The organism is Streptomyces sp. NPDC052016 (assembly GCF_044548445.1).
Lineage (GTDB): Bacteria > Actinomycetota > Actinomycetes > Streptomycetales > Streptomycetaceae > Streptomyces.
In genome coordinates, this window is record NZ_JBIUBX010000002.1 from 38,271 (window position 1) to 64,759 (window position 26,489).

A 26,489-nucleotide genomic window follows, 5' to 3' on the forward strand; every position below is an offset into this window, starting at 1 on the left:
ACACCCCTTCGTCGTGTCGGGCGTCGAAAGCGCGCGGATGCGGGATCCGGCCGGGTGGCCGTGGCGTCTACGTGTACATGGACCTCGACAAGCCGGCCGCCCGGCAGCCCGCGCAGGAGCCGCCCGAGGGGTGTCTCGTGGTCGCGATCCGGCTGCCCGTGCGGATCGTCGTGCTCGTGCTGGTCGTACCGGTGCGGATGGCGTGGGACGCCCTGGTCGTCGCCGGCCGCCTCCTGAAGGACACGGTGCTGAGGCCCCTCGGCCGGGCCCTGCTGTGGCTGGGCGAGGTCCTGCTCGTGTGGCCCCTGGTCGGCCTGTGGCGGTACGTCGTCGCCCCCACCGGCAGGGCGCTCGCCTGGCTCGGGAAGGTGCTGGTCGTCGTCCCCCTGGCATGGTGCTACCGGCACGTCCTCACCCCCGTCGGCCACGCCTTCGCCTGGCTGGCCCGCGGCGCCCTCGCCGTCCTCGCCTGGCTGGCCGGTGGCACTTTCGCCGTCTTCTCCTGGCTGTACGCGCGCGTGCTGACCCCCGTGGGGGTCGGTTTCCTCACGGCGCTGACCTGGCTCGCGCGATACCTGGTCGTCGTCCCCGCCCGCTGGTGCCACACGTGGGTCCTCGCGCCGGCCGGCCGGGCGATCGCCTGGTGCGCGCGGGGCGTGGTGACGCTCCTCGCGCTGCTCGTCACCGGAATCGGCTGGGCTCTGTACTGGACCGCGCGGATCCTCCTCGTCCTGCCCGCGCTCACGCTGTGGCGCTGGGTCCTCGCGCCGGCCGGCCGCTTCCTCGCCCTCGTCGGGCGGGAGGTGGGGGACGCCCTCGGGCATGCCTGGCGGATCGCGGGGCGCATCTCGCTCGCCGTCGGGCGCTTCCTGGGGACGCTCTTCCGGTGGATCTTCGTGGAGCCGGTGCGCTGGGTGTACCGCACCGTGCTGACCCCCCTCGGGCACGTCGTCCGCGACACCGTCCTGCGCCCCGCCGCCGAGGCCGCCCGCGCCGTGGGCCGGGCCGGCCGCCAGGCCCTGACCGCGGCCCGGGAGTCCGCACGGCAGGCCCGCGCCGACCTCCGGCGGATGCTCTTCGGGGAGCCGCGGGAGCGGGAGGCCGTGGCCCGGAGGGAACCTTCGGCCCGCGAGACACGTACTCTTGGTAGCAGTACGACCGCTCTCACGAAGGACTGAACGACACTGGGCAAGCGACAGCCCGAAGGCCCGCCGCCCGCACCCGCGGTGCAGCGCATCCGACTGCGCTACACCAAGCGCGGCCGCCTCCGGTTCACCAGCCACCGTGACTTCCAGCGTGCCTTCGAGCGCGCGTTGCGCCGTGCCGAGGTGCCGATGGCGTACTCGGCGGGGTTCACGCCGCACCCGAAGGTGTCGTACGCCAATGCCGCACCCACCGGCACGGGCAGTGAGGCCGAGTATCTGGAGATCGCGCTCACCGAGGCGCGTGATCCGCAGAAGCTGCGCAGGCTCCTCGACGAGTCGCTGCCCGCCGGGCTCGACGTCATCGAGGCGGTCGAGGCCCGCACCCCGGGGCTCGCCGACCGGCTCACGGCTTCCGTGTGGGAACTGCGCCTGGACGGCGTGGACCCCGCGGACGCCGACCGCGCGGTGGCCGCCTTCAACGCGGCCGACACCGTCGAGGTCCAACGCCTCACCAAGAACGGCGTCCGTACCTTCGACGCCCGCTCCGCCGTCGTACGGCTGGAAACGCACTCTCCACAGGCTGATAGGCCTATCGACCAGCCCTGTGCGATACTGCGGCTGGTTGTTCGGCACGTGACGCCTGCCGTACGACCCGACGACGTCCTGTCCGGTCTCCGCGCCGTGGCCGACCTGGCGCCGCCGGTCCCCGCAGCGGTGACCAGGCTGGCGCAGGGGCTGTTCGATGAAGAGACCGGCGCGGTGACCGACCCGCTCGCGCCCGACCGCGAGGCAGCCGAGGCCCCTTTGACGGCCGATGCGACTGCCGCCGCGAAGGCGCCGGCGTAAGGAAGGTCCCGCACAGGGACGGACGTCGTAGCGCCGCCCTCGTACTCGGGAGCCACCTGGGTCGGGCAGCGCACCGACCAGAAGACTTTCGCCAGGCCGTACGCAACATGGCGTACGGAACCGGCGAGACAAGACACAGAGAGCTTCCGTGCGGCGGCCGCGCCCCGGACGGCGGTACCGCGCACAGCGCGAGCCGCGGACGTCAACGGCTTCGACGAGGTCGAAGCCGGACCAGGTGCGGCGCCCGGGAGCCTGACGGGAGACACACCCGCATGCTCGAGCCGATCGAAACCACCGAGTCCGTCACGGACTCCGAATCGAACACCCCCAGCGACACCCTGCCGCCGCGTCGTCGGCGCCGGGCCGCTTCCCGCCCGGCCGGTCCGCCGGCCGCCGGCACCGACACCCCGGCCGAGACCGTCGCGCCGGCCATACCGGCCGCCGGTTCCGTCGCCGATCTCGTCGCCGACGACAGTGACGAGGAGAAGACGGACGAGACCGTCGAGGCCGCCGAGACCGCCGCGGAGGCGGAGCCGGCGCCCGCGCGTCCCCGTCGCCGTGCCACCCGGCGCGCGTCCGCGCCCGCCGGTGCTCCGGCGCCGGCCGAGGTCGCCGAGACCGTGCTGCCCGTGACCCCCGCCGCCGAGGCGCCGGAGCCGGTCGCGGAGGGCACGCCCACCGAGGAGACCGCCGCCGTCGCCGAGGAGCCCGCGCGTCCCCGTCGCCGTGCCACCCGGCGCGCGTCCGCGCCCGCCGGTGCTCCGGCGCCGGCCGAGGTCGCCGAGACCGTGGTGCCCGTGACCGCCGCCGCCGAGCCGGTCGCCGAAGCCGCCGAGGAGCCCGCCGTGGAGCCCGTGGAAGAGCCGGCCGCCGAGGCCGCGCCCGCGCGCCCGCGCCGTCGCGCCAGCCGCAGGGTCTCCGCGCCCGCCGGCGAGCCCAGGGCCGCCGAGACCGCGGAAGCCGCCGAGGCGACCGCCGGCGCCGAGGCGGAGACGCCGGTCGCCGCCGAGCCCGCCGAGGTCCCCGCCGCCGAGGAGGCGGCCCCGCGCCGCACCCGTCGCCGGGCCACCCGGCGCGTGTCCGCGCCCGCCGAGGCCGCCGAGGCCGCCGAGGTCAGCGAGACCGTCGAGGCCGAGGTGCCCGCCGCCGAGCCGGCGAAGGCCGTCGAGGCGTCCCGGACCGCCGAGGTTCCGGTGGCGCCCGCAGCCCCTCAGGCCGCCGAGGCTCCCGCCGCCCAGGCCGAGGAGGAGGCCGCTCCCCGTCGCGCGCGTCGGCGTGTCGTCCGCAAGGCCGCGGTCGGTTTCTCCGAGCCCGCGCGCCCGGCCGGTGACGACGCCGAGGCGCCGAGGCGCCCCGCGCGCCCCGCGGTCGCCGTGTTCCAGGCGCCCGTGTTCACCGAGCCGAGGTTCCAGACGCCGGAGCGCGCCGCCGCCGAGGCCGCCGCCGCCGAGGCGGAGACCGTCGAGCCGGAGGCCGTGGAGCCCGAGGCCGTCGAGGAGTTCCCCGAGGAGCCGACCGGGTCGCGGCGTCGCCGCCGTCGCCGGGGTGCGGCCCAGGGCGAGGAGAGCGCCGAGGCCGTGCAGACCGCCGCCGCCGAGCCCGCCGCCTTCGAGGACGAGGCGGAGCCGGAGGAGGCCGACGAGACGGCCGAGGACGTCGTCGAGGGCGAGGGCGAGGACGAGGCCGAGGAGGGCGGTTCGCGCCGTCGTCGTCGCCGGGGCGGCCGTCGTCGCCGTCGCGGTGAGGCCCTTGAGGGCGAGGCCGGTGACGCCGAGTCCGAGGAGCTCGCCGCCGAGCAGGCCGCGCAGGACGCCGAGGACACCGCCGAGCAGGAGGAAGAGGACGCCGAGGACGAGCACGGCGACGAGGCCGGCGGCTCCACCGCCGGCAGCCGTCGTCGTCGTCGCCGTCGCCGCCGTGCCGGGGACACCTCCGTCGACACCGAGCCGGGCGAGGGCGACCCGGAGCGCACCGTCGTCAAGGTGCGTGAGCCCCGCAAGGCGAGCGAGCCGTCCGACGAGGTGCAGTCCATCAAGGGCTCGACCCGTCTGGAGGCCAAGAAGCAGCGCCGCCGGGAAGGCCGTGAGCAGGGCCGCCGCCGCGTCCCGATCATCACCGAGGCCGAGTTCCTGGCCCGCCGCGAGGCCGTCGAGCGCGTGATGGTCGTCCGGCAGAACGGCGACCGTACGCAGATCGGCGTCCTGGAGGACGGCGTGCTCGTCGAGCACTACGTCAACAAGGAGCAGTCGACCTCCTACGTCGGCAACGTCTACCTGGGCAAGGTCCAGAACGTGCTGCCGTCGATGGAGGCCGCCTTCATCGACATCGGCAAGGGGCGCAACGCCGTCCTGTACGCCGGTGAGGTCAACTTCGAGGCGCTGGGCATGGCCAACGGGCCGCGCCGTATCGAGTCCGCCCTGAAGTCGGGCCAGTCGGTCCTCGTGCAGGTCACCAAGGACCCGATCGGTCACAAGGGCGCCCGTCTGACCAGCCAGGTCTCCCTCCCCGGCCGCTACCTGGTGTACGTGCCCGAGGGCTCGATGACCGGCATCAGCCGCAAGCTGCCCGACACCGAGCGGACCCGGCTGAAGTCCATTCTCAAGAAGATCGTCCCCGAGGACGCGGGCGTCATCGTGCGCACCGCCGCCGAGGGCGCGAGCGAGGACGAGCTGCGCCGTGACGTCGAGCGGCTGCAGGCGCAGTGGGAGGACATCCAGAAGAAGGCCAAGAGCGGCAACGCCCCGACGCTGCTGTACGGCGAGCCGGACATGACCGTCCGGGTCGTGCGCGACATCTTCAACGAGGACTTCTCCAAGGTCGTCGTCAGCGGTGACGACGCCTGGTCCACCATCCACGGGTACGTCGCGCACGTCGCGCCGGACCTGGCCGAGCGGCTGTCCCGGTGGACCTCCGAGGTCGACGTGTTCGCGACCTACCGGATCGACGAGCAGCTCGCCAAGGCGCTGGACCGCAAGGTATGGCTGCCCAGCGGCGGTTCGCTGGTGATCGACCGGACCGAGGCGATGGTCGTCATCGACGTCAACACCGGCAAGTTCACCGGTCAGGGCGGCAACCTCGAGGAGACGGTCACCAGGAACAACCTGGAGGCGGCCGAGGAGATCGTGCGCCAGCTGCGGCTGCGCGACCTCGGCGGCATCATCGTCATCGACTTCATCGACATGGTGCTGGAATCCAACAGGGATCTCGTCCTGCGGCGCCTCCTCGAGTGCCTGGGCCGTGACCGTACGAAGCACCAGGTCGCCGAGGTGACCTCGCTGGGGCTCGTGCAGATGACCCGCAAGCGGGTCGGCCAGGGGCTGCTGGAGTCCTTCTCCGAGACCTGCGTGCACTGCAACGGCCGGGGCGTCATCGTCCACCTCGACCAGCCGTCCGCCGCCGGCGTCGGCAAGCGCCGCAAGCGCGGCCGCGGCGGGGACGGGCAGGTGCCCGAGCACGAGGCCGTGGCCGCCGAGACCGCCGAGGCCGTGGTGGCCGTCGCGGAGGAGGCCGAGAGCGAGGCCGAGGTCGCCGCCGAGGTGGCCGCGCCGGTCGCGCTGGAGGCGCCCGACTTCGCCCCCGACGAGGAGCTGTACAGCAGCGTCGCCGAGGCGGAGGCCGCCGCCACCCGTGGTCGCGGCCGTCGCCGGGCGAGCCGTCGCGCCTCGGCTCCGGCGGGCTCGCCGAAGGGCGCCGCGAAGCGGCAGGAGGTCGTCTCCGAGGTGCCGGCGCAGGCTCCCACGGCGCAGGACGTCACCGCCGAGGAAGAGGTGGAGCGTCCGGTGCAGCCGGCGGAGGCCGTCGCCGCGCACGCCGAGCCGGTCGCCGTGGAGGACCCGGTCGTCGAGGCGCCGGCCGCCGAGGCGCCGACCGCCGAGGCTCCCGCCGTCGAGGAGGCCGCGCCCAAGGGCCGTACGCGCCGTCGGGTCACCCGCAAGGTGTCCGCGCCGGCCGGTTCGCCCGCCGGGGCGGAGGCCGCCGTGGTGACGGTCCCCGAAGTAGCGCCGGCGGAGGCGCTCGCGGAGCAGCCCGCCGAAGCCGCGACCGAGGCCGAGGCCGAGGCGGTCGCCGAGCCGGTCGTCGAGAGTGCGGCTCCGGCCCGTCCGCGCCGCCGTGCCGTGCGCAAGGCCACCGCGCCCACCGCGCCCGAGGAGACGGCCGTCGTGGTCGTCCCGGCGGCCGCGGCGGAGGCCCCGGCGGAGAGCGAAGCCCCTGCCGAAGCCCCCGCCGAGACCCCGGCGGAGGCTCCCGCGCAGACCCCGGCGGAAGCCGAGGCGGGCGAGGAGCCGGCCGAGGCCGCTCCGGCGAAGAAGGCGGCCGCCCGCAAGACGGCCAAGAAGGCCACCGCCAAGAAGGCCGCCACCAAGAAGACCGCGGCCAAGAAGACGGTCGCGAAGAAGGCGGCGGCCAAGAAGACGACGGCCAAGAAGGCCGCGAAGTCCACGGCGAAGAAGACGGCGGCGGCGCAGCAGAGCGTCCCGTCCGTCTCGGCCACGACGGAGGACTGACCGTCCCGCGGTCCGCAGGACGGGCGTCGCGTAGGCGGCGCGGGGCACCCGGTTCGAACACCGGGCGGCCCGCGCCGCCGGCCGCGTCGCTCAGCGTCACCAGGCGGGTTACCCTGTGTTTCGCTTGTGATGGACCGCACCCGCCGAGGGGGTTTCACTGTGGTAACCCTGGGGAAAATCGTCGTGCCCATGCTGGTAACGTGAACTGCGGTCTCGGTGGCCACAGCCATGCACACCGTGACTGCAGCCGAACCGCACGTCCGGTCCTCCAGCCCGGATACGGCTGTCTTCCCGCAAGGAACCCTCGGGGGCGGGGTCCTGTGTACAAGCCGTTCGCCCGCCCACAGGCAGCGGTGAACACCCAGGGATGCGGCCGAGCCGGGTTCGACGCGGCCCCTTCCCGACCATGCACGACGCGCCTTCGAGGTCGCCGTAGAGGAGGGGATGTCGATGACCGACGCCCATGAGTTCATACCGGCCGCCAAACCTGTGATCGACGAGGAGGAGATCGAGGCCGCGGTGCGCGTGCTGCGCAGCGGCCGGGTCGTCCAGGGTCCCGAGGTGGCCGCCTTCGAGGAGGAGTTCTCGGAGCTGGTCGACGGGCGCCACTGCGTCGCGGTCAACTCCGGCACCTCCGCGCTGCACCTGGCGCTGATGGCGCTCGGCATCGGCCCGGGTGACGAGGTCATCGTGCCGTCGTTCTCGTTCGCGGCCTCCGCCAACGCGGTGCGGCTGGTCGGCGCCGACGTCGTCTTCGCCGACATCGAGGCCGACACCTACTGCCTGGACCCGGCGGCCGTCGAGGCGGCGATCACCCCGCGCACCGCGGCGATCATGCCGGTCCACCTGTACGGCCACCCGGCCGCGATGGACCGGATCATGGCGATCGCCGGGCAGCACGGGCTGGCCGTCCTCGAGGACGCCTGCCAGGCCCACGCGGCCGCGCTGCACGGCACCCCGGTGGGTGCCTTCGGCTCCGCGGGCACCTTCAGCTTCTACCCGACGAAGAACATGCACAGCCTCGAGGGCGGCATGATCAGCACGGCCGACGCGGAGGTCGCCCGGACCCTGCGCCTGCTGCGCAACCAGGGCATGGAGCAGCGCTACGCCAACGAGATCGTCGGCGCCAACGTGCGGATGACGGACGTCTCCGCCGCGATCGGCCGGGTGCAGCGCGCCAAGCTGGCCGGCTGGACCGAGCAGCGCATCGCCAACGCCGCGTACCTCACCGAGCACATCACCGCGGCGAACGTGGTGACGCCGACGGTCGCCGAGGGCGCGCGGCACATCTACCACCAGTACACCGTGCGGATCCGGGGTGACCGGGACGCCGCCATGGCCAAGCTGACCGAGGCCGGCATCGGCAACGCCGTGTACTACCCGACCCCGATCCACCGCCTGAAGCCGTACTGGGAGCCGGACCAGAAGGCCGGCCGCTCCTGGGACCTGCCGGAGACGGAGCGCGCGGCCGCCGAGGTCGTCTCGCTGCCCGTGCACCCCGCCCTGTCCGCGCAGGACCTGGAGCGCATCGTGACCGCTGTGAACGCGCTGGGAGAGCAGCTGTGAGCAAGCCGCTGCGGGCCGGACTCGTCGGCCTCGGTTCGATGGGGCGTCACCACGCCCGTGTGCTGTCCGGTCTGGACGGCGTCGAGCTGGTCGGTGTCGTCGACCCGATGGGTGACAAGTTCGGTGCCGCGCAGGGCGCGCCCGTCCTGAACACCGTCCAGGAGCTCATCGCTCTCGGGCTCGACTACGCCGTCGTGGCCTGCCCGACCCATCTGCACGAGGAGGTCGGCCTGGCGCTCGCCGAGGCCGGCGTCTGCGCGCTGATCGAGAAGCCGGTCGCCGACACCGTCGAGGGCGCCCGTCGGCTCGTCGACGCGTTCGAGTCGCGCGGCCTGGTGGCCGGCGTCGGCCACATCGAGCGGTGCAACCCGGCGCTGCGCTCGCTGCGCGCCCGCCTGGAGTCCGGCGAACTGGGCGACGTCTACCAGGTCGTCACCCGCCGTCAGGGGCCGTTCCCGCACCGCATCGCGGACGTCGGCGTGGTCAAGGACCTGGCCACGCACGACATCGACCTCACCGGCTGGGTGACGGGCCGCCAGTACGTGTCCATCGCCGCCCACACCGTCTCCAAGAGCGGCCGTGAGCACGAGGACATGGTCTCCGCCGTCGCCAGCCTCGACGACGGCACCATGGTGAACCACCTGGTGAACTGGCTGAGCCCGCTCAAGGAGCGCTTCACCTCGGTCACCGGTGAGCGCGGCTGCTTCATCGCCGACACCCTCACCGCCGACCTGACGTTCCACTCCAACGCGGCGGTGACCACCGAGTGGGAGGCCCTGCAGGCATTCCGCGGTGTCTCCGAGGGCGACATGATCCGGTACGCCATCCCGAAGCGCGAGCCGCTCCTGGTGGAGCACGAGCTCTTCCGGGACGCCGTGCTCGGCAAGGCCGCCGACATCTGCACCCTGCGCCAGGGCATGCGCACGGTGGAGGTCGCGGCCGCGGTCCTGGAGTCGGCCACCAGCAACCGCAGCGTGTCCCTGCAGCCGGAGGATCTGGCCGTCCATGGCAGCTGAGCGTCACCCATCGGGGGAACGGTGCGTGCTCGGTGGGACTCCTATGTTCTGTGAGACCTTCCCCGCAGGACCCAGCCGGCCGTCGGCTGTCGGAGACCAGGAGCCGGAGAATGAGTGCTGCGCCTGACGTCAGCGTCATCGTTGCCGTCTACAACACGATGCCCTACCTGACGGAGTGCCTGAACTCGCTCCTCGGGCAGAGCATCGGACGGCACCGGCTGGAGATCGTCGCCGTCGACGACGGCTCCACCGACGACAGCGGCCGCGAACTCGACCGGTTCGCGGCCCTGTACCCGGACACCGTCAGGGTGATTCACCAGCCCAACTCCGGTGGCCCCGCCGCGCCCAGCAACCGGGCGCTGGAGGTGGCCACGGGCCGGTACGTGTACTTCATCGGCTCCGACGACTACCTCGGCGAGGAAGCGCTGGAGCGCATGGTGAAGTACGCCGACAAGCACGGCTCGGACGTGGTCGTCGGCAAGATGGTCGGCACCAACGGCCGGTACGTCCACCAGGCGCTGTTCAAGCAGAACGACCCGGACGTCAGCCTGTACGACTCGGCGCTGCCGTTCACCCTGGCCAACACCAAGCTGTTCCGGCGGGAGCTGGTCGAGAAGCACAAGCTGCGCTTCCCCGAGCACCTGCCCGTGGGCAGCGACCAGCCGTTCACCCTCGAGGCGTGCGTCCGCGCGCGCAGGATCTCGGTGGTGGCCGACTACATCTGCTACTTCGCCGTCAAGCGCGGCGACGCGAGCAACATCACCTACCGCGCCGACCACCTGGCGCGGCTGCGGTGCACCGCGGAGATCATGGACTTCGCGGCCGGCCTCATCGAGGCGGGCCCGCGGCGGGACGCGGTGCTGCGCCGGCACTTCACCTGGGAGCTGGCCAAGCTCGTCCAGACCGACTTCCCCGGCCTGGACCGCGAGCTTCAGCGGCAGATCTGCGCGGGCATCGCGCGGCTCGCCGACACCTACTTCACCGACGGCATCCGTGACGCGATGGACGTCAAGCGCCGGGTGCGGATCGCGCTGGCGCACGCCGGCGCGATCGACGAGCTGTGCCGGGCGATCACCTCCGAGCAGGAGCACGGGGCCCCGTCGTTCGTCCTCGAAGGCGAACACGTCTTCGCCCGTTACCCTGGCTTCCGCGACGCGCGCATCGGCCTGCCCGACCGCACCTTCCAGCTGCTGGAGGAGTCGGTCCCCGGGCAACTCGCCCGAGGGACCGAGTTGTTGGCCTCCGCCTGGGAGCAGGAGGGCGACGGGCTCACCTACACGGCGTCCGTGCGGGTGCCGGTCGTCGGCGACGTCGGGCGGGCCGGGGTCGTGCTGCGGCTCGTCGACGGCGCCATGCCCAAGTCGGCCGACAAGCCCGGCGCGCGGCGCCTCAAGCCTGGCCACACCCTGCCGGCCCCGGTGGGGGAGATGCGCGTGGAGCCCACCGAGGACGGCGCTGCCACCGTGCTCCACGCCCGGATCCCGCTCGCGTACGTCACCGCCAAGCGGGGTGTCCGGGTCTACCTGGACCTCGTCGGCCGGACGTACGAGATTCCCGTGCGCGGTGAGGGCTTGCCCATGCCGCTGGCCCGGCGCTGGGGCCGGGAGGCGGACCCGTACCGGGCGTCGGCCGTGGTGAACGACAAGGGCCGTGTGGTGATCGACACGGCCCGGATGTACCCGCCGAAGAGGGCGCTCGTCCTCAGGGTGCTGAAGGGCATCGCCGGGAAGGTGAAGTCCCGAGCCGTCGGCTTGAGGTCGATCGGTGCCAGGAAGTTGAAGTCCGCCGGTTTCAAGAAGCCGAACGGTTCGAAAAGGAAGTAGCGACCGTCCATGAACATCTGTGTAGTAGCGCTCGGCAAGATCGGGCTTCCGCTGGCCGTGCAGTTCGCGTCCAAGGGCCACCGGGTCATCGGCGCGGACGTCAACGAGAAGGTCGTCGAGCTGGTCAACGCCGGTGTCGAGCCCTTCCCGGGTGAGCACGACCTCGACGTCAAGCTGAAGCAGGCCGTCGACGCCGGGCTGCTGAGCGCGACGACGGACACCGCGTCCGCGGTCGCCGAGTCCGAGGCCGTCGTCGTGGTCGTCCCGCTGTTCGTCGATGCCGAGGGCACCCCGGACTTCGGCTGGATGGACTCCGCGACGAAGGCGATCGCCCAGGGCCTCAAGCCCGGCACGCTCGTGTCGTACGAGACCACGCTGCCGGTCGGCACCACGCGCACCCGTTGGGCGCCGATGCTGGCCGAGGGCTCGGGCCTCACCGCGGGCGAGGACTTCCACCTGGTGTTCTCCCCGGAGCGCGTTCTGACCGGCCGGGTCTTCGCCGACCTGCGCCGCTACCCGAAGCTCGTCGGCGGCATCGACGAGGCGTCCACGCAGCGCGGTGTGGAGTTCTACGAGCAGGTCCTCGACTTCGACGAGCGCACCGACCTGCCGCAGCCCAACGGCGTGTGGGACCTGGGCACCGCGGAGGCCTCCGAGCTGGCGAAGCTCGCCGAGACCACCTACCGGGACGTCAACATCGGCCTGGCGAACCAGTTCGCGCGTTTCGCCGACCAGAACAACATCGACGTCAAGAAGGTCATCGAGGCCTGCAACTCGCAGCCCTACAGCCACATCCACCAGCCGGGCATCGCCGTCGGCGGCCACTGCATCCCGATCTACCCGCGGATGTACCTGTGGAACGACCCGGCCGCGACCGTCGTGCGCTCCGCCCGTGAGGCGAACGCCGCGATGCCGGAGTACGCCGTGGACCTGCTGGCCGCCGCCTACGGCGACCTGACCGGCGTCAACGTGCTGGTGCTGGGCGCCGCCTACCGCGGTGGCGTCAAGGAGACCGCGTTCTCCGGTGTGTTCCCGACCGTCGAGGCGCTCAAGGCGCGCGGCGCGGTCCCGTTCGTCTCGGACCCGATGTACACGGACGACGAGCTCGTGGCGCACGGCCTCACCCCGCACAACGGTGAGAAGGTCACCGCCGCGATCCTCCAGGCCGACCACGCGGAGTACCGCACGCTGACCCCGGCCGACCTGCCGGACGTCACCGTCCTGGTCGACGGTCGCCGTACGACCGACCCGGAGGCCTGGAAGGGCGTCCGTCGCGTCGTCATCGGCGGCTGAACACCCGCATAGCAGACGGCTCCGGCCCCCGCCCCGTATCCGTACGGGGCGGGGGCCGGAGCCGTTCGCGGGGGGGGGGTGCCTCTATGTCCTTCGTCAAGCGAGGCGTGGGGTTCGGGGTTCGTAGAAGGTTCCGTCTCGAAGCATGGCGAACAGCACGTTGATCCGTTGTCTGGCCAGGCGGAGGAGGGCCTGGGTGTGGGTTTTGCCTCTGGCTCGGCAGCGGTCGTAGTAGCTGCGGGAGGCGGGATCGTGGAGGGCTGCGAACGCAGAGAGGAACATCGCGCGTTTGAGCTGTCGGTTCCCGCCTCGTGGAGCATGTTCGCCGTGGATCGAGGTTCCCGACGATTTGGTGGCCGGTGCAAGGCCGGCATAGGAGGCCAGGTGGGCGGCGCTTGGGAACGAGCTGCCGTCGCCGACGGTGGTCAGAAGGACTGCGGCGGTCCTGACGCCGATGCCGGGCATCGACGTCAGGACCTGGGAAAGAGGGTGGGCCTCCAGCAGGGCCTCGATCCGGGCTTCCAGTGCCCGGCGTTGTTCGTGGACGGCGGCCAGCGACTTGGCCAGCGACGGCACGATCACGTCCAGGGTGTTGGTGCCGGGAACGACCACGGTCTGTTCGTCGAGGGCGTTGAAGATGTCGTCGACGAGCCGCTGAGCCATGCGGGGCGCTTTGGGCCGGACGACCTCGACGAGCTTGCGGCGGCCTGCCTTTCGCAGGGCGGCCGGAGATCCGTAGCGCTCCAGCAGCCAGGTGATGGCGGGGTGGTCCAGGCGGGGGCCCAGGACGCGTTCGAGGCTGGGGTGGAACTGTGTGAGCAGGCCGCGGATGCGGTTGGACGTGCGGTTGGCCTCGCCGGCCAGGTCCTGGTCGAAGCCGACCAGCATGGTCAGTTCGGCGGTGATCTCGTCGGCGAGTTCCAGGGAGCGCAGGGTGTGGGGCATGGTGCGGGCGGCGTCTGCGATGACGGCCGCGTCGCGTGCGTCGGTCTTGGCCTCACCCGGGTAGAGGTCGGCGATCCGGCGCATCGCGAGTCCGGGCAGGTAGGCGACCTTGCAGCCGACGTCGCGGGCGACGGTCAGCGGCAGGGCACCGATGGAGGCGGGCTGGTCCACAACCACCAGGACAGTGCCGAACTTGGCCTTGAGCTTGTCGAAGACGGCCCGCAACTGGGGTTCGCCGTTCGGCAGGGCCTTGTCGAAGACCCTCTTCCCGGCCGGGGTGAGTCCGTGGCCGTGGTGGTTGCTCTTGCCGACGTCCAGGCCGAGGAAGACGCCCGTCTCGTCGATGTCGATCACCGTGCCCCCACATGCGTCGATGCTGTGCCGGCCTCGGCGGTGGGGCCGTTCGCGCGCATCCACGTTATGCAGACCTGCCGCCCGCGAGCTGCCCGGCATTGCGCCGGGCCGGGCAGCGGCCGGACCTCTGATCAGCGTCTCCGACGGCACCCCTCGGACCCGGTGACACCACCCCCCAGGTCATCCCATCGACAGGGGGCAACAGTCATGCCGGGCCCGGAGGCCAGCGGCCCTCTTGCAGGACCGCGAAAAAGATAACGGGGGAAGGGGGGCTAGCGTGCGCCCACGGCCGGCGGGGTCTCGGGCAGCGGGGCCCGGCGCACGGACGGTCCGAGGCGGCGCAGCCACCGCTCGGCGGGGTGCTCCACCCAGTGGTAGGCGGCGGCCGAGGCGGCCAGGCTGACCACCAGCACGCCCGCCCAGAACACGAGCGTCCCGGTGCCCGCGGCGGGCTTGCCCCAGTGGAAGACGGCGGCGCGGATCACGATCTCGTGCAGCAGGTACCAGGCGAACGACCAGTGCCCCAGCCGGATCATCCAGGCCCCGCCCAGTCCGGTGCGCCGGCCGTCCAGGTCGGCGCGGGCGGCCGCGCAGATCAGGGCGGCGAACAGGGGTCCGGAGAGCCACTGGGAGGCGGTGTAGGGGCTGTACCAGAGGGCGTCCGGTACCGCGTCGGACCAGGGGATCAGCACCAGGTGCCAGGCGATGACCAGCCCGATCGCCACCGGCAGGGAGACCGGCGGCCGCCAGCCGCGCTTGAGCGCGAGCCCGGCCACCACGCCCAGCACGAACTGGAGGGATCGGGTCAGCGGCAGGTAATCGAGGGCCCAGCTGCGGGTGGTGGGGGGCAGGCCGGACAGGGCGGGCCACAGGACCAGAGCGGCGCAGGTGACGGCGACCGCCGTCCACAGCCACACCCGGGCGCGGCGGCCGGCGAGCAGTGCCAGCAGGACGGGGAAGGTCAGGTAGAAGAACGCCTCGTCGGTGAGCGACCAGGCGGCCGGGTTGCCGCCGGTGAACATGACCGGTTGCGGGAACCAAGCGTGCACCAGCAGCAGGGTGGCGGCCACCGCCTTGAGCGACACGGCGCGGTCCATGAGGGCCCACACGGCGACCGAAAGGGCGACGCTGACCGCGAGCAGGGGCCAGATGCGGGCGAAGCGCCGCCACAGGAAGACCCGGGTGGGCACGCGCGCGCCGTCGTACGTCCAGGCGAGGACGACTCCGGACAGAACGAAGAAAAACGTTACACCACTGCGGCCGTACCAGACCGTCTCGCTCAGGCCGGGGACGGCCCCGACCTGACGGGACAGGTGGTACAGGACGACCAGCAGGGCAGCCCAGAAGCGGAGCCCGGTCAGCGAGGGCAGGCGGTCGCGACCGGGCGCCGGCACGGAGGTCAAGGTGTGATCCTTCAGTGGTCGGGGAGCAGGAGGCGGTCGAACTCCTCGCGGACGACCGGCCAGTCCCAGGCCGCCAGCGCGTGCGCGGACGCCGCCTGACCCGCTTTCAGCCAGCGCTCCGGGGTCGCGGTGACCTCCAAAATCCGGTCGGCCGCCTCCTGGGCCGTACCGACGACCCAGTCGGCCGGGAACAGCGTGCGGGCGCCGTTGGCCTTGCCCGCGAAGAACGGCCAGTCCCGGCCCACCGGTACGGCGCCGCTCGCGGCGCCCTCGACGAACCCGCAGTGGAAGCTCTCCCGCACGGAGGCGCTGAGGATGACGCCGACGTCGGTCAGCGCGGCGGGGACGTCATCCAGTTGGCCCAGCCTCCGGACGGCCCCCGAGGGCTCCAGCTCGGCCACGTCACGGCGGTACTGCCGGGCGTAGGAGCGGGCCGCGGCGCTGAGCTTCCCGTCCACGTCCTCGCCCAGCAGGAAGAGCCGGTAGCGGGAGTCCTCGGCGCGCAGGATCCGCAGCACCTCGATCGCCCACCGGGGATCCTTGGCCACCGACGAGATGCCCGTCAGGCCGAGGGTGAAGCGGGCGTCGTCCGACTTCGGGCGGACATGGCTCGCCAGGTCCATGGCGTTGGCGATGACGTGCAGCCTCGGTACGCGCTCCGACGACAGCTGCGGCACCGTCGCGACCGTCAGGTCGCGCAGGTGGGCGCCGACGAAGACGAGGTCGTCGACGCGGGAGAAGTCGACCAGGAACGGCCAGAGGCTGAAGGTCTCCGCGCTGTGCAGCCGCACCACGATCCGCGTGTCCCCCGGATCGACCGAGGTGAAGATCGCGGCGGGGCCGACGCACCAGTCGACGAAGACGGTGTCCGCCCAGTCCAGGTGGGGACGCAGGAGTTCCTCGGCCTGCCGGCCGAACTCGGCGTCTCCGCCGAGGCGGTGGGCGGCGATGCGGGCCAGTGAGGTGGCCAGCCCGTCGAGCTCCGGCTCGTCCTTCAGGTCCAGGGACCGGACCTCGACACCGGGGTGCGCCTCGTAGTGGTCGCGGATCTGCTGGAGGAAGTTCGCGTTGCCCCGGGTGACGAACAGCAGGCGCATCGGCCGGCCGGCCGGGGCGGCGGCGGGTTCGGTGGCCCGGCCCGCTCCCTCCGACAGCGCGCGGACGGTCGCGCTGCCCCGCAGCGGCGCCGTGTACGCCCGGGGGTCGTCGGCGAGCGGTGAGGTCGTCCGGTCGAAGTGCAGCACCCGGTGGAAGGCGAGCCGCAAGGCCCTGATCACGGAGGCCGCGGCCGCCTTCGTGTCACCGGCGGCCAACCGCGCGTCCCCGCAGGCGAGTTCGGCGGTGACCGCGGCCGTCAGGGCGCGCGGGACCCGGCCGCGGGCCAGCTCGATCCGGGCGGCCTCGCCGAGCAGGTCGGCCCGGTGGCGCGCCCCGGTGGTACGGCGTGCGGCGGAGCTGAGGGTGAGGACCGCGCCCTCGGGCCGGTTGGCCCTGTCGAGGCCGCCACCCACCCGGCGGGCGAGCCGGGAGCGCACGGAGTCGCTCAGACCGGGCGCGGTCACCACGAGCCGCCAGGCACGGGCACCCGCGCCGGTCCGCAGTACCTTCGGGTGCAGGGTCCCCCGGGCCACCGCTGCGGGCAACCCCAGCACCCGCCGCTTGACCGTCGTCATGCCGACGAACCCTCCGCGAGGAGCGCGGGGCGGACGGCCTGGGTCAGCTGCCGGGCGGCCGGGGCCATCAGCTCGCCGCGCGTGAACCTGTTGGCGTGGGCACGGGCCTCGGCCCGCTGCTCCGGGGTGGCCTCCACGGCCATCCGGGCCGCCTTCACGAACGACTCCGCGATGCCCTCCGCGTCCAGGCCGACGGCGCCGGTCCACAGCGGGTGTCCCGCGAGCACGTGGGAGGCGTCGTGGTCCACCTCGTGGCACGAGACCACCGGCAGCCCGGAGGCCATGAACTCGTAGACCTTGCCGGAGGTGACGAAACGGCCGCCGACGAGCATCAGGACCAGCGCGTCCCAACGGCCGTAGGTCGAGGCGACCTCCGCCTTCGGCACGGGGCCGCCGAAGAGCACCCCGTCGGACTCGGCCTGACGGATCAGCGTCATGTGGGCGTTGGCCTCACGGCTGGCGCCCGCGCCGATGTGCCCGCGGATCTCGAACCGGGAGCGGGCGAGGAGCGGGTCGCGTTCCCGGGCCGCCCGCCAGCCGTCCAGGACGGTGGCCAGGAAGGCGGGCTTGAAGTTGACCGACCCCAGGTAGCCGAAGGTCAGGCCCTCCTCCGGGTCCGGCTCGCCGTGCACCTCCGGGACGCTGTCCGGGTCGAAACCGTTGCGCACGACGTGGACCCGGTCGGCGAGCTCGGGGTAGCGCTCCCGATAGAAGTCCGCGATCGGATCGTTCACGCACCAGATCGCGACGGCCTCCGACAGGACGCGGTCCTCCCAGACGCCCGCCACGGAGTCACGCGTGAAGGCCTCCCCGCCGCCGATGACGTCGACCGACCAGCCGTCACGGAAGTCGATCGCGTAGGGGACCTTGTGGACCTCCCACAGCTTCCACGCGGCGGCCAGGTTGACGTACGGGGCGCAGCTCGCCAGCAGCAGGTCGGCCGGGAACTCCCGGTGGATGTCCAGGACGCCCTGCTCCAGGGCCGCGCGCCAGCCGCCGAACACCGGCTCGGGGAAGTGCTCCAGGTGCCGCTCCCGCTCCCGCTGCATCCAGCGGATCGGGTTCAGCGCCCGGTCCTCGGTGAACAGCCGGATGTCGGTCTCCAGGTCCTCACGGGCCAGGGGGAGTTCGACGATCCGCACCCGCGGGTCCACCGGGTCGGAGAGCGTGTGGTCGAGACCGTACTCGCGCTCCCAGGACTCCTCCGCGATGGTGAGCACGGTGACGTCCCAGCCGAGCTCGACGAACTTGTTCGCCGTCTCGCGCATCCGGTACGCACAGCTCTTCGCCGCCGGCGGGAAGCCGATGGCGAGGTAGATCATGTGCGGTCGGACTCCGTCGGGCCGCGGCCCCGTCGTCCGGGTGCCGGACGGGATCGCACCCGGAGCCGGCGGGCTGAGGCGCTTGATCACGTTTCGCAAAGGAGTGCTCCGAGAGACTGATGGAACGGTGACGGTACGGGCGGCGGATCAGCCCTCGACGATCGCCTGTACGGCCCGCACCGCGGCGTTGCCGTCACCGTACGGCGTGCCGCGCTCGGCCTCGGGCGCGGGGCGCGTGGCGAGCTCGGTGAAGTCGGGCCTCTCGTGCGGGTCCGGCACCAGCACGTTCCAGCCGCCCTCGAGGGTCTCGACCCACTCGGTCTCCGGACGGATCGTGGTGCAGGCGCGGCCCAGCAGGAAGGCCTCCTTCTGCAGGCCGCCGGAGTCGGTGACGACACCCGCGGAGCCGAGGACGGCGCCCACGAGGCCGGCGTAGGGGAGCGGGCTGCCGACCTTCACCGCACCCTGGTCGAGCTTGAGGCCGTGCTGCTCGGCGCGGGCCACCAGGCGCGGGTGCGCCAGCAGCGCCACCGGGACGGGCAGGGCGGCCAGCGAGTCGATGATGGCGGCGAGCCGCTCGGGGTCGTCGGTGTTGTCCGGGCGGTGCAGCGTCGCCACGAGGTAGGGGGCGTCGGCGTCGATGCCCTCGGGCAGCGCCGGGCGGGGGTGCTCACCGGCGAGGACGGCGTCGCGGATGCGCAGGCACACGTCCACCATGACGTCGCCGACGAGCGTGGAGCGTTCGGCCAGACCCTCGTTGGCGAGGTGGCGCATGGCCTCCTCGGTCGGGGCGAGCAGCAGGTCGGCGGCGTGGTCGGTGAGGACGCGGTTGTGCTCCTCGGGCATCCGCCGGTTGAAGGAGCGCAGGCCGGCCTCCAGGTGGGCGACGCGGTAGTGCAGCTTCACCGCGGAGAGCGCGCCGGCCACGGTCGAGTTCGTGTCGCCGTACACGAGCACCCAGTCGGGCTTCTCGGCCTCGAGCACCTTGTCCATGGCGGCGAGCACCGCGCCGGTCTGGGCGCCGTGGCTGCCGGAGCCCACGCCGAGGTGCACGTCGGGGTCCGGGATGCCCAGGCCGGAGAAGAAGACGTCGGAGAGGTTGGCGTCGTAGTGCTGGCCGGTGTGCACGATGACGTGCTGGTGGGGCGTGTCGGCGAAAGCCGCCGCGATGGGGGCGAGCTTGACCAGTTGAGGGCGTGCGCCCACGACGCTGATGACCTTCACGTGTACTGCTCCTGCCAAATTAGCGACTGACGGCCGGACCCCGATCATACGGGCGTGTCGGCGATTGACGGCCCGTGGCCATGGCGGGTAGCGGCCCGCACCGGGGGGCTGTGGCTCACTGACGGTATGCTTTGATGCGGGCCGGGTTATGTGGCCGTGCCGTCTGCGCGCAAGTGCAATGCACGAGACGCCCGCTTTGAACGGAACTGGTGTGCGAGCTCGATCCTCCGTGCGGGCTCCTGCAACGTGCCAGAAGCTTCAGATCACGAAAGGCACACGTATATATGGAGCTCGACAGCGCTGACGGGCAGCGCCGGCCCAAGGGAACCCGAGGCCGAATCGTGATGCTCGTGGACAACGGCGTCAGGAACGACTCCCGCGTCCAGAAGTCGGCCCGCTCCGCCGCCGCGGCGGGATGGGACGTCATCCTCTTCGGCATCTCCAACACGCGTGAGATGCAGACCTGGAACATCGGCGACGCCGAGGTCCGGCTCGTGCCCAAGCCGAGCCCGCTCGGGCCCCGCAAGACGGACCTGAAGGGGCTGCGCTACCGCAGCCCGCTCGCCTACCGTTCGCCCCAGATCGCCTCGTACCGCAAGCAGCAGGTCAAGGCGTGGCGTGCGGACCTGCGCTTCCGCGCGGCCGCCGCCAAGGCCGACGGCCCCGGCAAGCCGAGCGCCGGCGGCTCGGCCGCCCGGCTGGTCGTGCCGAAGGCCGCCGCGAAGGCCACCAGCAAGTGGGTCTCGCTGCGTTCCCGCGCGACGCGACGGGCGAAGCGGAAGCGCATGAAGTTCGACACCCCGTTCGACAAGGCGCTCATCAAGTTCTGGCAGGTCTCCATGGGCGAGCGCGCCTGGCGCCGCCTGCTGCCGTACCTGTGGGACTTCGAGCTGGCCTTCGCCAAGCACATCGACGAGCTCAAGCCCGACCTGATCCACGCGCACGACTTCCGCATGCTGGGCGTCGGCGCCCGCGCGGCCGTCCGCCTCCGGGGCGCCGGACACCCCGTCAAGCTGGTCTGGGACGCGCACGAGTTCGTCCCCGGCCTGCACTCCCACCACGAGCGCTGGCTCCCGGGCCACGTGGCCTGGGAGAAGGAGCACGCGGTGTTCGCCGACGCGGTGATCACCGTGTCGCCCTCGCTGGCCGAGCTGCTGGTGAAGGGGCACAAGCTCAAGGAGACGCCCTACGTCATCCTCAACGCCCCGGTGAAGAACCCGGCGCCGGACGAGGTGGCCGACGTCGACCCCACCCCCAACCTGCGCGAGCTGTGCGGGATCGACGAGGACACCCCGCTGCTGGCCTACTGCGGCGGCATCAACCCGGTGCGTGGCGTCGAGACCATGATCGAGGGCCTCACGCACATGCCCGACGTGCACGTCGCACTGGTCTCGCTGCCGCCCTCGGGCAAGCATTTCCCCGCCACCGCCAAGATCATCCAGTTGATCGAGGAGCTGGGAGTCGGCGACCGCGTCCACGTCTTGCCCTTCGTGCCGCACTGGCAGGTGCCCGAGTTCCTGTCCACGGCCGACGCGGCGGTCAGCCCGCTGCACCACCTGCCCAACCACGAACTGGCCCTGAGCAACAAGTTCTTCGAGTACTCGCAGGCCAAGCTGCCGCTCGTGGTCAGCGACATCCGCACCATGGCCGAGATGGTCGAGAAGACCGGTCAGGGCGAGGTCTTCAAGGCGCAGGACGTCGAGGACTACGTCCGCGCCGTCAAGGCCGTCCTCGCCGACCCGGAGCGCTACCGGAAGGCCTACGAGGACCCGGAGCTGCTGGAGAAGTGGACCTGGGAGGCGCAGGCCGTGGTCCTGGACGAGATCTACAGCAGGCTGCTCCCCGGCACCGAGGCGCCGGCCACGTCGCCGGTCCGCAACCGGCCGGCCCCGACGACGGAGCCGGAGGGCTCCGGGTACGAGAGCGCCGTGTGACGGGACGGCTGTGAACTCCCGCGTCGGCCCGGCGAGGACAGGCGGGGCAATCGCCCCCGGCCCCCCTCGCCGGGCCGACGCCCACAGCACGTCCCTGGAACGGAACGCAGAACAGGTGGAGGACCTCCTCGCATGACCCATGTACTCCTGATCGCCGGCTCGGCGCCGACGCTCTCGATGCTGAAAGCCGCTGTCGAGCAGTTGAGGGCTGCGGGAGCGACGGTGCGGCTGGCCGGCCTCTTCGACCGGGAAGCGGTGGACGGCGTCCTCGACGCCGCCGACGTGTGCTCGCTGACCGAGGTGACCGCGGAGCGCGGCACCGCCTTCGCCAAGCGCGTCGCGAAGCTCCCGCCGTCCCGCCGGACCTGGGCGAGCGCGGAACGCAGCCCGTTCGTGCGAGGCAACGCCCGCAAGGCGCAGGTCCTCGTCGCCCTGGACGCCAACGCCGTCTACACCGTCTGGCGGCTCGCCGAGCGCAACCGGCGGGCCGACGCGGTGTTCGGCGTCGCCCCCGCGCTGCGGGCGCTGCAGGCGCGCGGCGAGCACCGGATGCACTACGCCCTGCGCGACGCGGTCCGTACCGTCCCGTCCCCGACCGTGACGCTGCGCACGACGAAGCGTTCCGTGCGGCACGGCGCCGGCGCGGTGCTGCGCCGGGCCTCGTCGCCCGCCGTGATGCGCACCTCGATCGGCGCCAAGGCCTGGCGGACCGCGGTCGTCGCGCCGAAGGTGCCGGACGGCATGCGCGCCAAGCTGGCCCGCCGGGTCAGCCTGAGCATGGCCAAGGGCGGCCGCAAGACGGGCGCCACGCTCGTGCTGAACCAGGCCGCCGACCGCATCGCCAACCGCAAGCTCAGCGCGGCCCTGCTGGCCGACGCCGCACGCGCCGACCTGGGACGCGGCCACGACGACCCCAAGGTCCGCAACAAGGCCATCGAGGCCGCGCTGGCGCTGGCTGACCAGCGGTTCAAGAAGCAGGACTACTCGGCCACGGCCGACCACCTGTCCACCGCGTTCTCCCTCGCCTTCCACCGCGGCCTGCACTTCGACGGCGTGTCGTCGCCGATGGCGCAGGACCCCGAGGGATACCTCGCCGCCTTCCGCAAGAGCGTCGCGTTCAAGGCGCTGTCCGCGCCGCGCGGGCGTGCCCTGCCCGCCGCGCCGGCGCCGACCGGCACCCGCCCGCTGCGGCTGCTGGTCACGACGTACGCCAACCCCAGCTTCCTGCGGGCGATCCGGGAGCGCTACGAGAACCACCCCGACGTCGAGATCCGCTATCTCGACGTCAACGAGGACGACACGATCCGCCCGCTGGCCAAGGGCCTCAAGCGGATCATGGAGCACGCGCTGGGCGGCCGGCCGGAGTTCCGCACCCAGCTCGACGCGGCGCTGCGGCCCCACCTGGACTGGGCCGACGTCGTCTTCGTCGACTGGTGCACCAACGCGGCCGGTCTCTTCACCGCCGTCGACCCCGGCACCACGCGGGTCATCGTCCGGCTGCACAGCTACGAGGTGTTCGCCTGGTGGCCGCACGTCGTGGACTTCACGCGGGTCGACGACCTGATCCTGGTCAGCGACCACCTGCGGGAGCTCACGGAGAAGGTCCTGCCGCAGCTGGCCGGACCCGACACCGCCACCACGCACGTCATAGCCAACGCGATGGACCTGGCGCCCTTCCAGCGCGACAAGTCCGGCGCCGACGCGCGCTTCAACCTCGGCCTGGTCGGGGTGAGCGCGGTGGCCAAGGACCCGCGCTGGGCCCTCCAGGTGCTGCGGAAGCTGCGGGAGAAGGACGAGCGCTACCGCCTGGTCATCATCGGCGAGGGCCTCAACCGCAAGGCCGGCGCCGCGGTCCGCGCCTACGACGACCTGCTCCAGCCGGAGCTGGAGGAGCTCGAGGCGGTCGGCGCCGTGCACCGCGTGGGCCAGACGGACGACGTGCCGGCGGCGCTCACCGAGGTCGGCGTCATCCTCAGCAGCTCGGTGCGCGAGAGCTTCCACTGCGGCCTGGTCGAGGGCGCGGTCAGCGGAGCGCTCCCGGTGGTCCGCGACTGGCCGTTCTTCGCGTCGCTGGAGAACGGGCCGCGGACGCTCTTCCCCGCCGACTGGGTCGTCGGCACGCCGGAGGAGGCCGCGGAGCGCATCCTGGCGCTCACGCAGTCCGAGGAGAGCTGGCGCGCGGCCACGGAGCCCGCGGCCAAGCACGCGCTGGCGATGTGGGACTGGTCCGTGGTGGGCCTGGAGTTCGACCGGCTGCTGCTGGGCGAGAAGGCGTAGCGCGCGGCGGACGCGCACACGAGAGGGGGCCGGCAGCGTGTGCTGCCGGCCCCCTCCGTCGTACGTGGCGTCAGACCGCCCGCTCCACGAGGACGCCGTCCTTCTCGTCGTAGAGCTCGCCGGACTTCGGGCACTCCCAGACCCCGGTCTCCCCGTCCCGCTCGACCAGCCGGACGCCGGCCCGGCCGACCCAGCCGACCTGGCGGGCGGGCACGCCCACGACCAGGGCGAAGTCCGGAACGTCCTTGGTGACGACGGCGCCGGCGGCGACCATGGCCCAGCGGCCGATGGTGATCGGTGCGACGCAGACCGAGCGCGCCCCGATCGACGCCCCGTCGGCGATCTTCACACCGACGGCCTCCCAGTCGCCGCCGCGCTTCTGCTTGCCGTCGGGGTCCACGGAACGCGGGTTGTGGTCGTTGGTGAGGACCACGGCCGGGCCGATGAAGACACCGTCACCGAGCTCGGCCGGCTCGTAGACCAGGGCGTAGTTCTGCAGCTTGCAGTTGTCGCCCATGCGCACGCCCGAGCCGACGTAGGCACCCCGGCCGATCACACAGCCCTCGCCGAGACGGGCGCCCTCGCGGATCTGCGCGAGGTCCCAGACGCTGCTGCCGGCGCCGATCTCGGCGGTGTCGTCGACCTGGGCGCTCGGCTGGACCCTGTAGTTCACTTCGTTCTCGCTTCCGGGGGGACTGCTACGGCCTGTGAGCATACGCGTCCGGTGCCCGCGAGGGGACCGGTGTCTGTAGGGACCGGTGGATGCGACGGACCGGTGATGCCGGGGTGACCGGTGGAGGGAAGGGGATCGGTGCCCGGACGGTCACCGGTCCCCTACGGAGGACTAATGCCCGTCGGTCAGGACCGGACCGGCCGGCGCCCAGTACCCGGTCAGTCCGCCCGCGGTGATGTGGACCATGGGGCGGCCGTTGACGATGGCCCGGCGGTCGAACGGGGCCTTCGAGCTCTTGGCGAACCTGACCGTCTTGGTGGTGCCGGTCTGGCCGTCGCTGCCGAACTTGATGCAGGTGATCGAGATGTCCGGCGGGAACGTGGCGGTGCGCTGCGGGCGGTACGTGGTGGACACGTGCACACCGCGCAGGAAGACCTTCGGGTAGTACTCGCCGACCCAGTAGCCCGCGTAGGCGCCCGCGCTGATGCGGTAGTAGATGCCCCGCCCCTCGATCCGGCGGCGGATGTCGACCGGAGCCTGGGTGGCCTTGGTGAACGTCACCTTCTTCGTCGCGAGCTGGGCGTCGTGCATCGACGGGGACCAGCCGTAGAGGGGCGCGCCGGCCGTCTTCAGCTTGTAGAGGGTGTGCGTGCCGGCGGCAAACGCGGCGACCGAGCCCTTCGGCAGGAGGAGGGCGTTGGGGTAGTCGTTGATCAGCGTGTCCTGCTGGTGGGCGAGGACGGGGCTGCCGGTCTGCCAGTGGAGCTGGCGGAACAGGTTGATGTGGTGCTGGTGGTAGCCCTTGGTCGGGACCCGGTGGGTGTGGCAGTAGTACGACAGCCACTTCGCCTGGCGCAGCCGTCCGAAGTGGTCCCGCATGGTGGTGACCGCGCCGTCGTACAGCTTGAGGGCCAGTTCGTTGCCGGTGGCGACGTAGTAGTCCCACAGGCCGAAGGTGGCGAAGATCATGCCGTTGAAGGTGTAGTCCCCGGTGCCGGGGGTGGCGCCCGGGTACTCCTGGATCCAGAAGTAGCCGTTGGCGTCCTTGTTGACGACCCAGGGCTTGGCGTTGTCGCCGCGCAGCAGCGAGGAGAACGCACCATCGGCCGCGGCCTTGTAGAGCGTCCGCTCCTCCTCCGTGACCCCGTCCAGCTGCGACAGCTGGATGAAGAGGCTGATCGCCTCGCCCTGCGCCATGCCGGAGTACCAGGGGGCCTTGTAGGAGACGCCGCTGTGCTCGGGGTGGTACCAGTCGAAGGGGTACGGGAAGTACCAGGCGCCGCGCGTCTCCACGCGCTTGTCGATGAGCCGCTTGGCCTGCGCCTTGGCCCGCTTCAGGAAGAGCGCCTTGCGCTCCGGGTCGGTGGCGACGCGGTAGCTGGTGATGCAGCCGAGCGCGAACTGGATCTGCGTGACGGGCTGGTCGTAGCCCGGCGTGTTCCAGTCGGGCCGGTACTGGATGACGCCCTCGTCGTCGAGGTAGACGTTCTCGGTGTTGGGCGTGACGTTGGACCAGGTGGTCGGGCGGTCGCGCCAGGGGCGCATGTACTCGGGCAGTTCGGTGTCGATCCGGTAGCCCGACGTCTTGAACTCGAACGGCAGCGTCGTGGGGATCGAGTCCTCGACGGTCTGCGGGTCGACGGTGCCGCCGGTGAAGGGGATCCGGGTCCCCGGGGCCGGCGGGCTCATGACGCCCTCGGCGAGCTGGTCCGGCATCGGCGGGAGCGGCTCCACGCTCTGCGGGGTGTCGGGGAGGCTCAGCACGAGGGAGCGCGGCACTCCGTCGAGCGTTTGCGGCGAAGGGCTGTCCAGCACCCCGGTCGCCAGCGCCGTGAAGGTCCCCCCACCCACGACGGCGGCGCCGGCGACGGTGCCGCCCGCCACCCGGATGAACCGTCTGCGTCCTACCTCGACACGTCTCTTGCCAGCCATGACTTGCCTACCCCCCACGGGTGTTGACGGACCGTCCGGAGTTGCGGCGCGGCGCGTTGCGGCGCGCGGACCCGAAACGCGGACCAAAGGAAAAGTTCAACTGAACGACCAGTGCACGCGATTGGGGCAGACAGTGATAAGGCCGGGTAATTGGACAGGGTTGGGAGATTTCTGTGATGGAACTGTGATCAATCGAATGAGGTCAAGTCGGACTTGTGCTCAAGGGTGAGCAGAGGGTCCAAGGTGTTCGATCGCCTGTCCGAAGGTGGGGGATCTTGACGGTCGGGGGAGGCGGGCGGTGCGGAGCCGGCCGGCCGTGGGCGCTGATCGCGATGGGGTCCGGTGGGATCGCTTCGATACCGCCTTCCGGCGCAGACACGCTCCCTTCCGGCGCGGACACGCTCCGTAATCGCTGGGGGGTCGTGGTGACCGTCATGGTCGACCGGCCTGAGGCCAGGGATGCCCCTTCGGGCGGAGTCGTCGCCCCGGCCCGGTTTGACCCCTCAAGCCCGGCCCCGTAACCTTGAGCGTCGGCATGTCCATAGACGCGCCACATCC

At 72.2% G+C, this 26,489-nt stretch carries 16 protein-coding genes; 9 read left to right on the forward strand and 7 right to left on the reverse strand.

Annotated features, from left to right (window positions below; translation table 11 throughout):
* The first annotated feature begins 77 nt into the window (after window positions 1-77).
* From ACIHAR_RS03325 to ACIHAR_RS03355, 7 genes are all read left to right on the forward strand, one after another.
* Window positions 78-1,178 (forward strand): hypothetical protein, encoded by a 1,101-nt coding sequence (locus ACIHAR_RS03325; RefSeq protein WP_400016497.1) that lies wholly within the window; start codon window positions 78-80, stop codon window positions 1,176-1,178.
* A gap of 48 nt (window positions 1,179-1,226) precedes the next feature.
* Window positions 1,227-1,991 (forward strand): TIGR03936 family radical SAM-associated protein, encoded by a 765-nt coding sequence (locus ACIHAR_RS03330; protein ID WP_400016500.1) that lies wholly within the window; start codon window positions 1,227-1,229, stop codon window positions 1,989-1,991.
* Between the two features lie 272 nt (window positions 1,992-2,263).
* Window positions 2,264-6,496, forward strand: a complete 4,233-nt coding sequence (locus ACIHAR_RS03335) for a ribonuclease E/G (protein WP_400016502.1) — start codon at window positions 2,264-2,266, stop codon at window positions 6,494-6,496.
* Window positions 6,497-6,946: 450 nt separating this feature from the next.
* A complete protein-coding gene (locus ACIHAR_RS03340; protein ID WP_365471881.1) occupies window positions 6,947-8,062 on the forward strand; it encodes a DegT/DnrJ/EryC1/StrS family aminotransferase in 1,116 nt (371 codons plus the stop codon).
* Complete coding sequence (locus ACIHAR_RS03345) at window positions 8,059-9,078, forward strand: Gfo/Idh/MocA family oxidoreductase (protein ID WP_365471878.1); 1,020 nt, start codon at window positions 8,059-8,061, stop codon at window positions 9,076-9,078. Before ACIHAR_RS03340 ends, ACIHAR_RS03345 begins: the two co-directional genes overlap by 4 nt.
* A gap of 110 nt (window positions 9,079-9,188) precedes the next feature.
* A complete protein-coding gene (locus ACIHAR_RS03350; RefSeq protein WP_400016505.1) occupies window positions 9,189-10,901 on the forward strand; it encodes a glycosyltransferase in 1,713 nt (570 codons plus the stop codon).
* Window positions 10,902-10,910: 9 nt separating this feature from the next.
* Window positions 10,911-12,194: a nucleotide sugar dehydrogenase gene (locus tag ACIHAR_RS03355; RefSeq protein ID WP_365471872.1), complete on the forward strand. Its 1,284-nt coding sequence runs from the start codon at window positions 10,911-10,913 to the stop codon at window positions 12,192-12,194.
* Between the two features lie 96 nt (window positions 12,195-12,290).
* Here the strand turns inward: ACIHAR_RS03355 and ACIHAR_RS03360 are convergent, their stop codons facing one another.
* The 5 genes from ACIHAR_RS03360 to wecB form a co-directional block, all read right to left on the reverse strand.
* Window positions 12,291-13,493, reverse strand: coding sequence for an IS110 family transposase (locus ACIHAR_RS03360; protein WP_400016510.1), 1,203 nt, complete (start codon window positions 13,491-13,493; stop codon window positions 12,291-12,293).
* Between the two features lie 272 nt (window positions 13,494-13,765).
* Complete coding sequence (locus ACIHAR_RS03365; protein WP_400016945.1) at window positions 13,766-14,887, reverse strand: acyltransferase family protein; 1,122 nt, start codon at window positions 14,885-14,887, stop codon at window positions 13,766-13,768.
* A gap of 20 nt (window positions 14,888-14,907) precedes the next feature.
* Window positions 14,908-16,569 (reverse strand): hypothetical protein, encoded by a 1,662-nt coding sequence (locus tag ACIHAR_RS03370; protein WP_365454089.1) that lies wholly within the window; start codon window positions 16,567-16,569, stop codon window positions 14,908-14,910.
* The gene (locus ACIHAR_RS03375) at window positions 16,566-17,891 is read right to left on the reverse strand and encodes a glycosyltransferase (RefSeq protein ID WP_365454092.1); all 1,326 of its coding nucleotides are present in this window, start codon (window positions 17,889-17,891) and stop codon (window positions 16,566-16,568) included. Before ACIHAR_RS03375 ends, ACIHAR_RS03370 begins: the two co-directional genes overlap by 4 nt.
* Before the next feature lie 147 nt (window positions 17,892-18,038).
* Window positions 18,039-19,115, reverse strand: a complete 1,077-nt coding sequence (wecB, locus tag ACIHAR_RS03380) for a non-hydrolyzing UDP-N-acetylglucosamine 2-epimerase (protein ID WP_365454095.1) — start codon at window positions 19,113-19,115, stop codon at window positions 18,039-18,041.
* A 344-nt stretch (window positions 19,116-19,459) separates the two neighbouring features.
* Here wecB and ACIHAR_RS03385 point away from each other — a divergent pair, with 344 nt between their 5' ends.
* On the forward strand, window positions 19,460-21,049 hold the full coding sequence (locus tag ACIHAR_RS03385) for a glycosyltransferase family 4 protein (RefSeq protein WP_365455127.1): 1,590 nt from the start codon (window positions 19,460-19,462) through the stop codon (window positions 21,047-21,049).
* Window positions 21,050-21,181: 132 nt separating this feature from the next.
* Window positions 21,182-23,326 carry a glycosyltransferase gene (locus ACIHAR_RS03390; RefSeq protein WP_400016513.1) on the forward strand — a complete coding sequence of 715 codons (2,145 nt, stop codon included), beginning with the start codon at window positions 21,182-21,184 and terminating at the stop codon, window positions 23,324-23,326.
* Between the two features lie 70 nt (window positions 23,327-23,396).
* Here ACIHAR_RS03390 and ACIHAR_RS03395 read toward each other — a convergent pair whose 3' ends face one another.
* Together ACIHAR_RS03395 and ACIHAR_RS03400 are read right to left on the reverse strand one after the other, a co-directional pair.
* Window positions 23,397-23,999 carry an acyltransferase gene (locus tag ACIHAR_RS03395; RefSeq protein WP_365454101.1) on the reverse strand — a complete coding sequence of 201 codons (603 nt, stop codon included), beginning with the start codon at window positions 23,997-23,999 and terminating at the stop codon, window positions 23,397-23,399.
* Between the two features lie 171 nt (window positions 24,000-24,170).
* Window positions 24,171-25,931 carry a D-glucuronyl C5-epimerase family protein gene (locus tag ACIHAR_RS03400; RefSeq protein WP_400016516.1) on the reverse strand — a complete coding sequence of 587 codons (1,761 nt, stop codon included), beginning with the start codon at window positions 25,929-25,931 and terminating at the stop codon, window positions 24,171-24,173.
* Window positions 25,932-26,489: the final 558 nt, after the last annotated feature.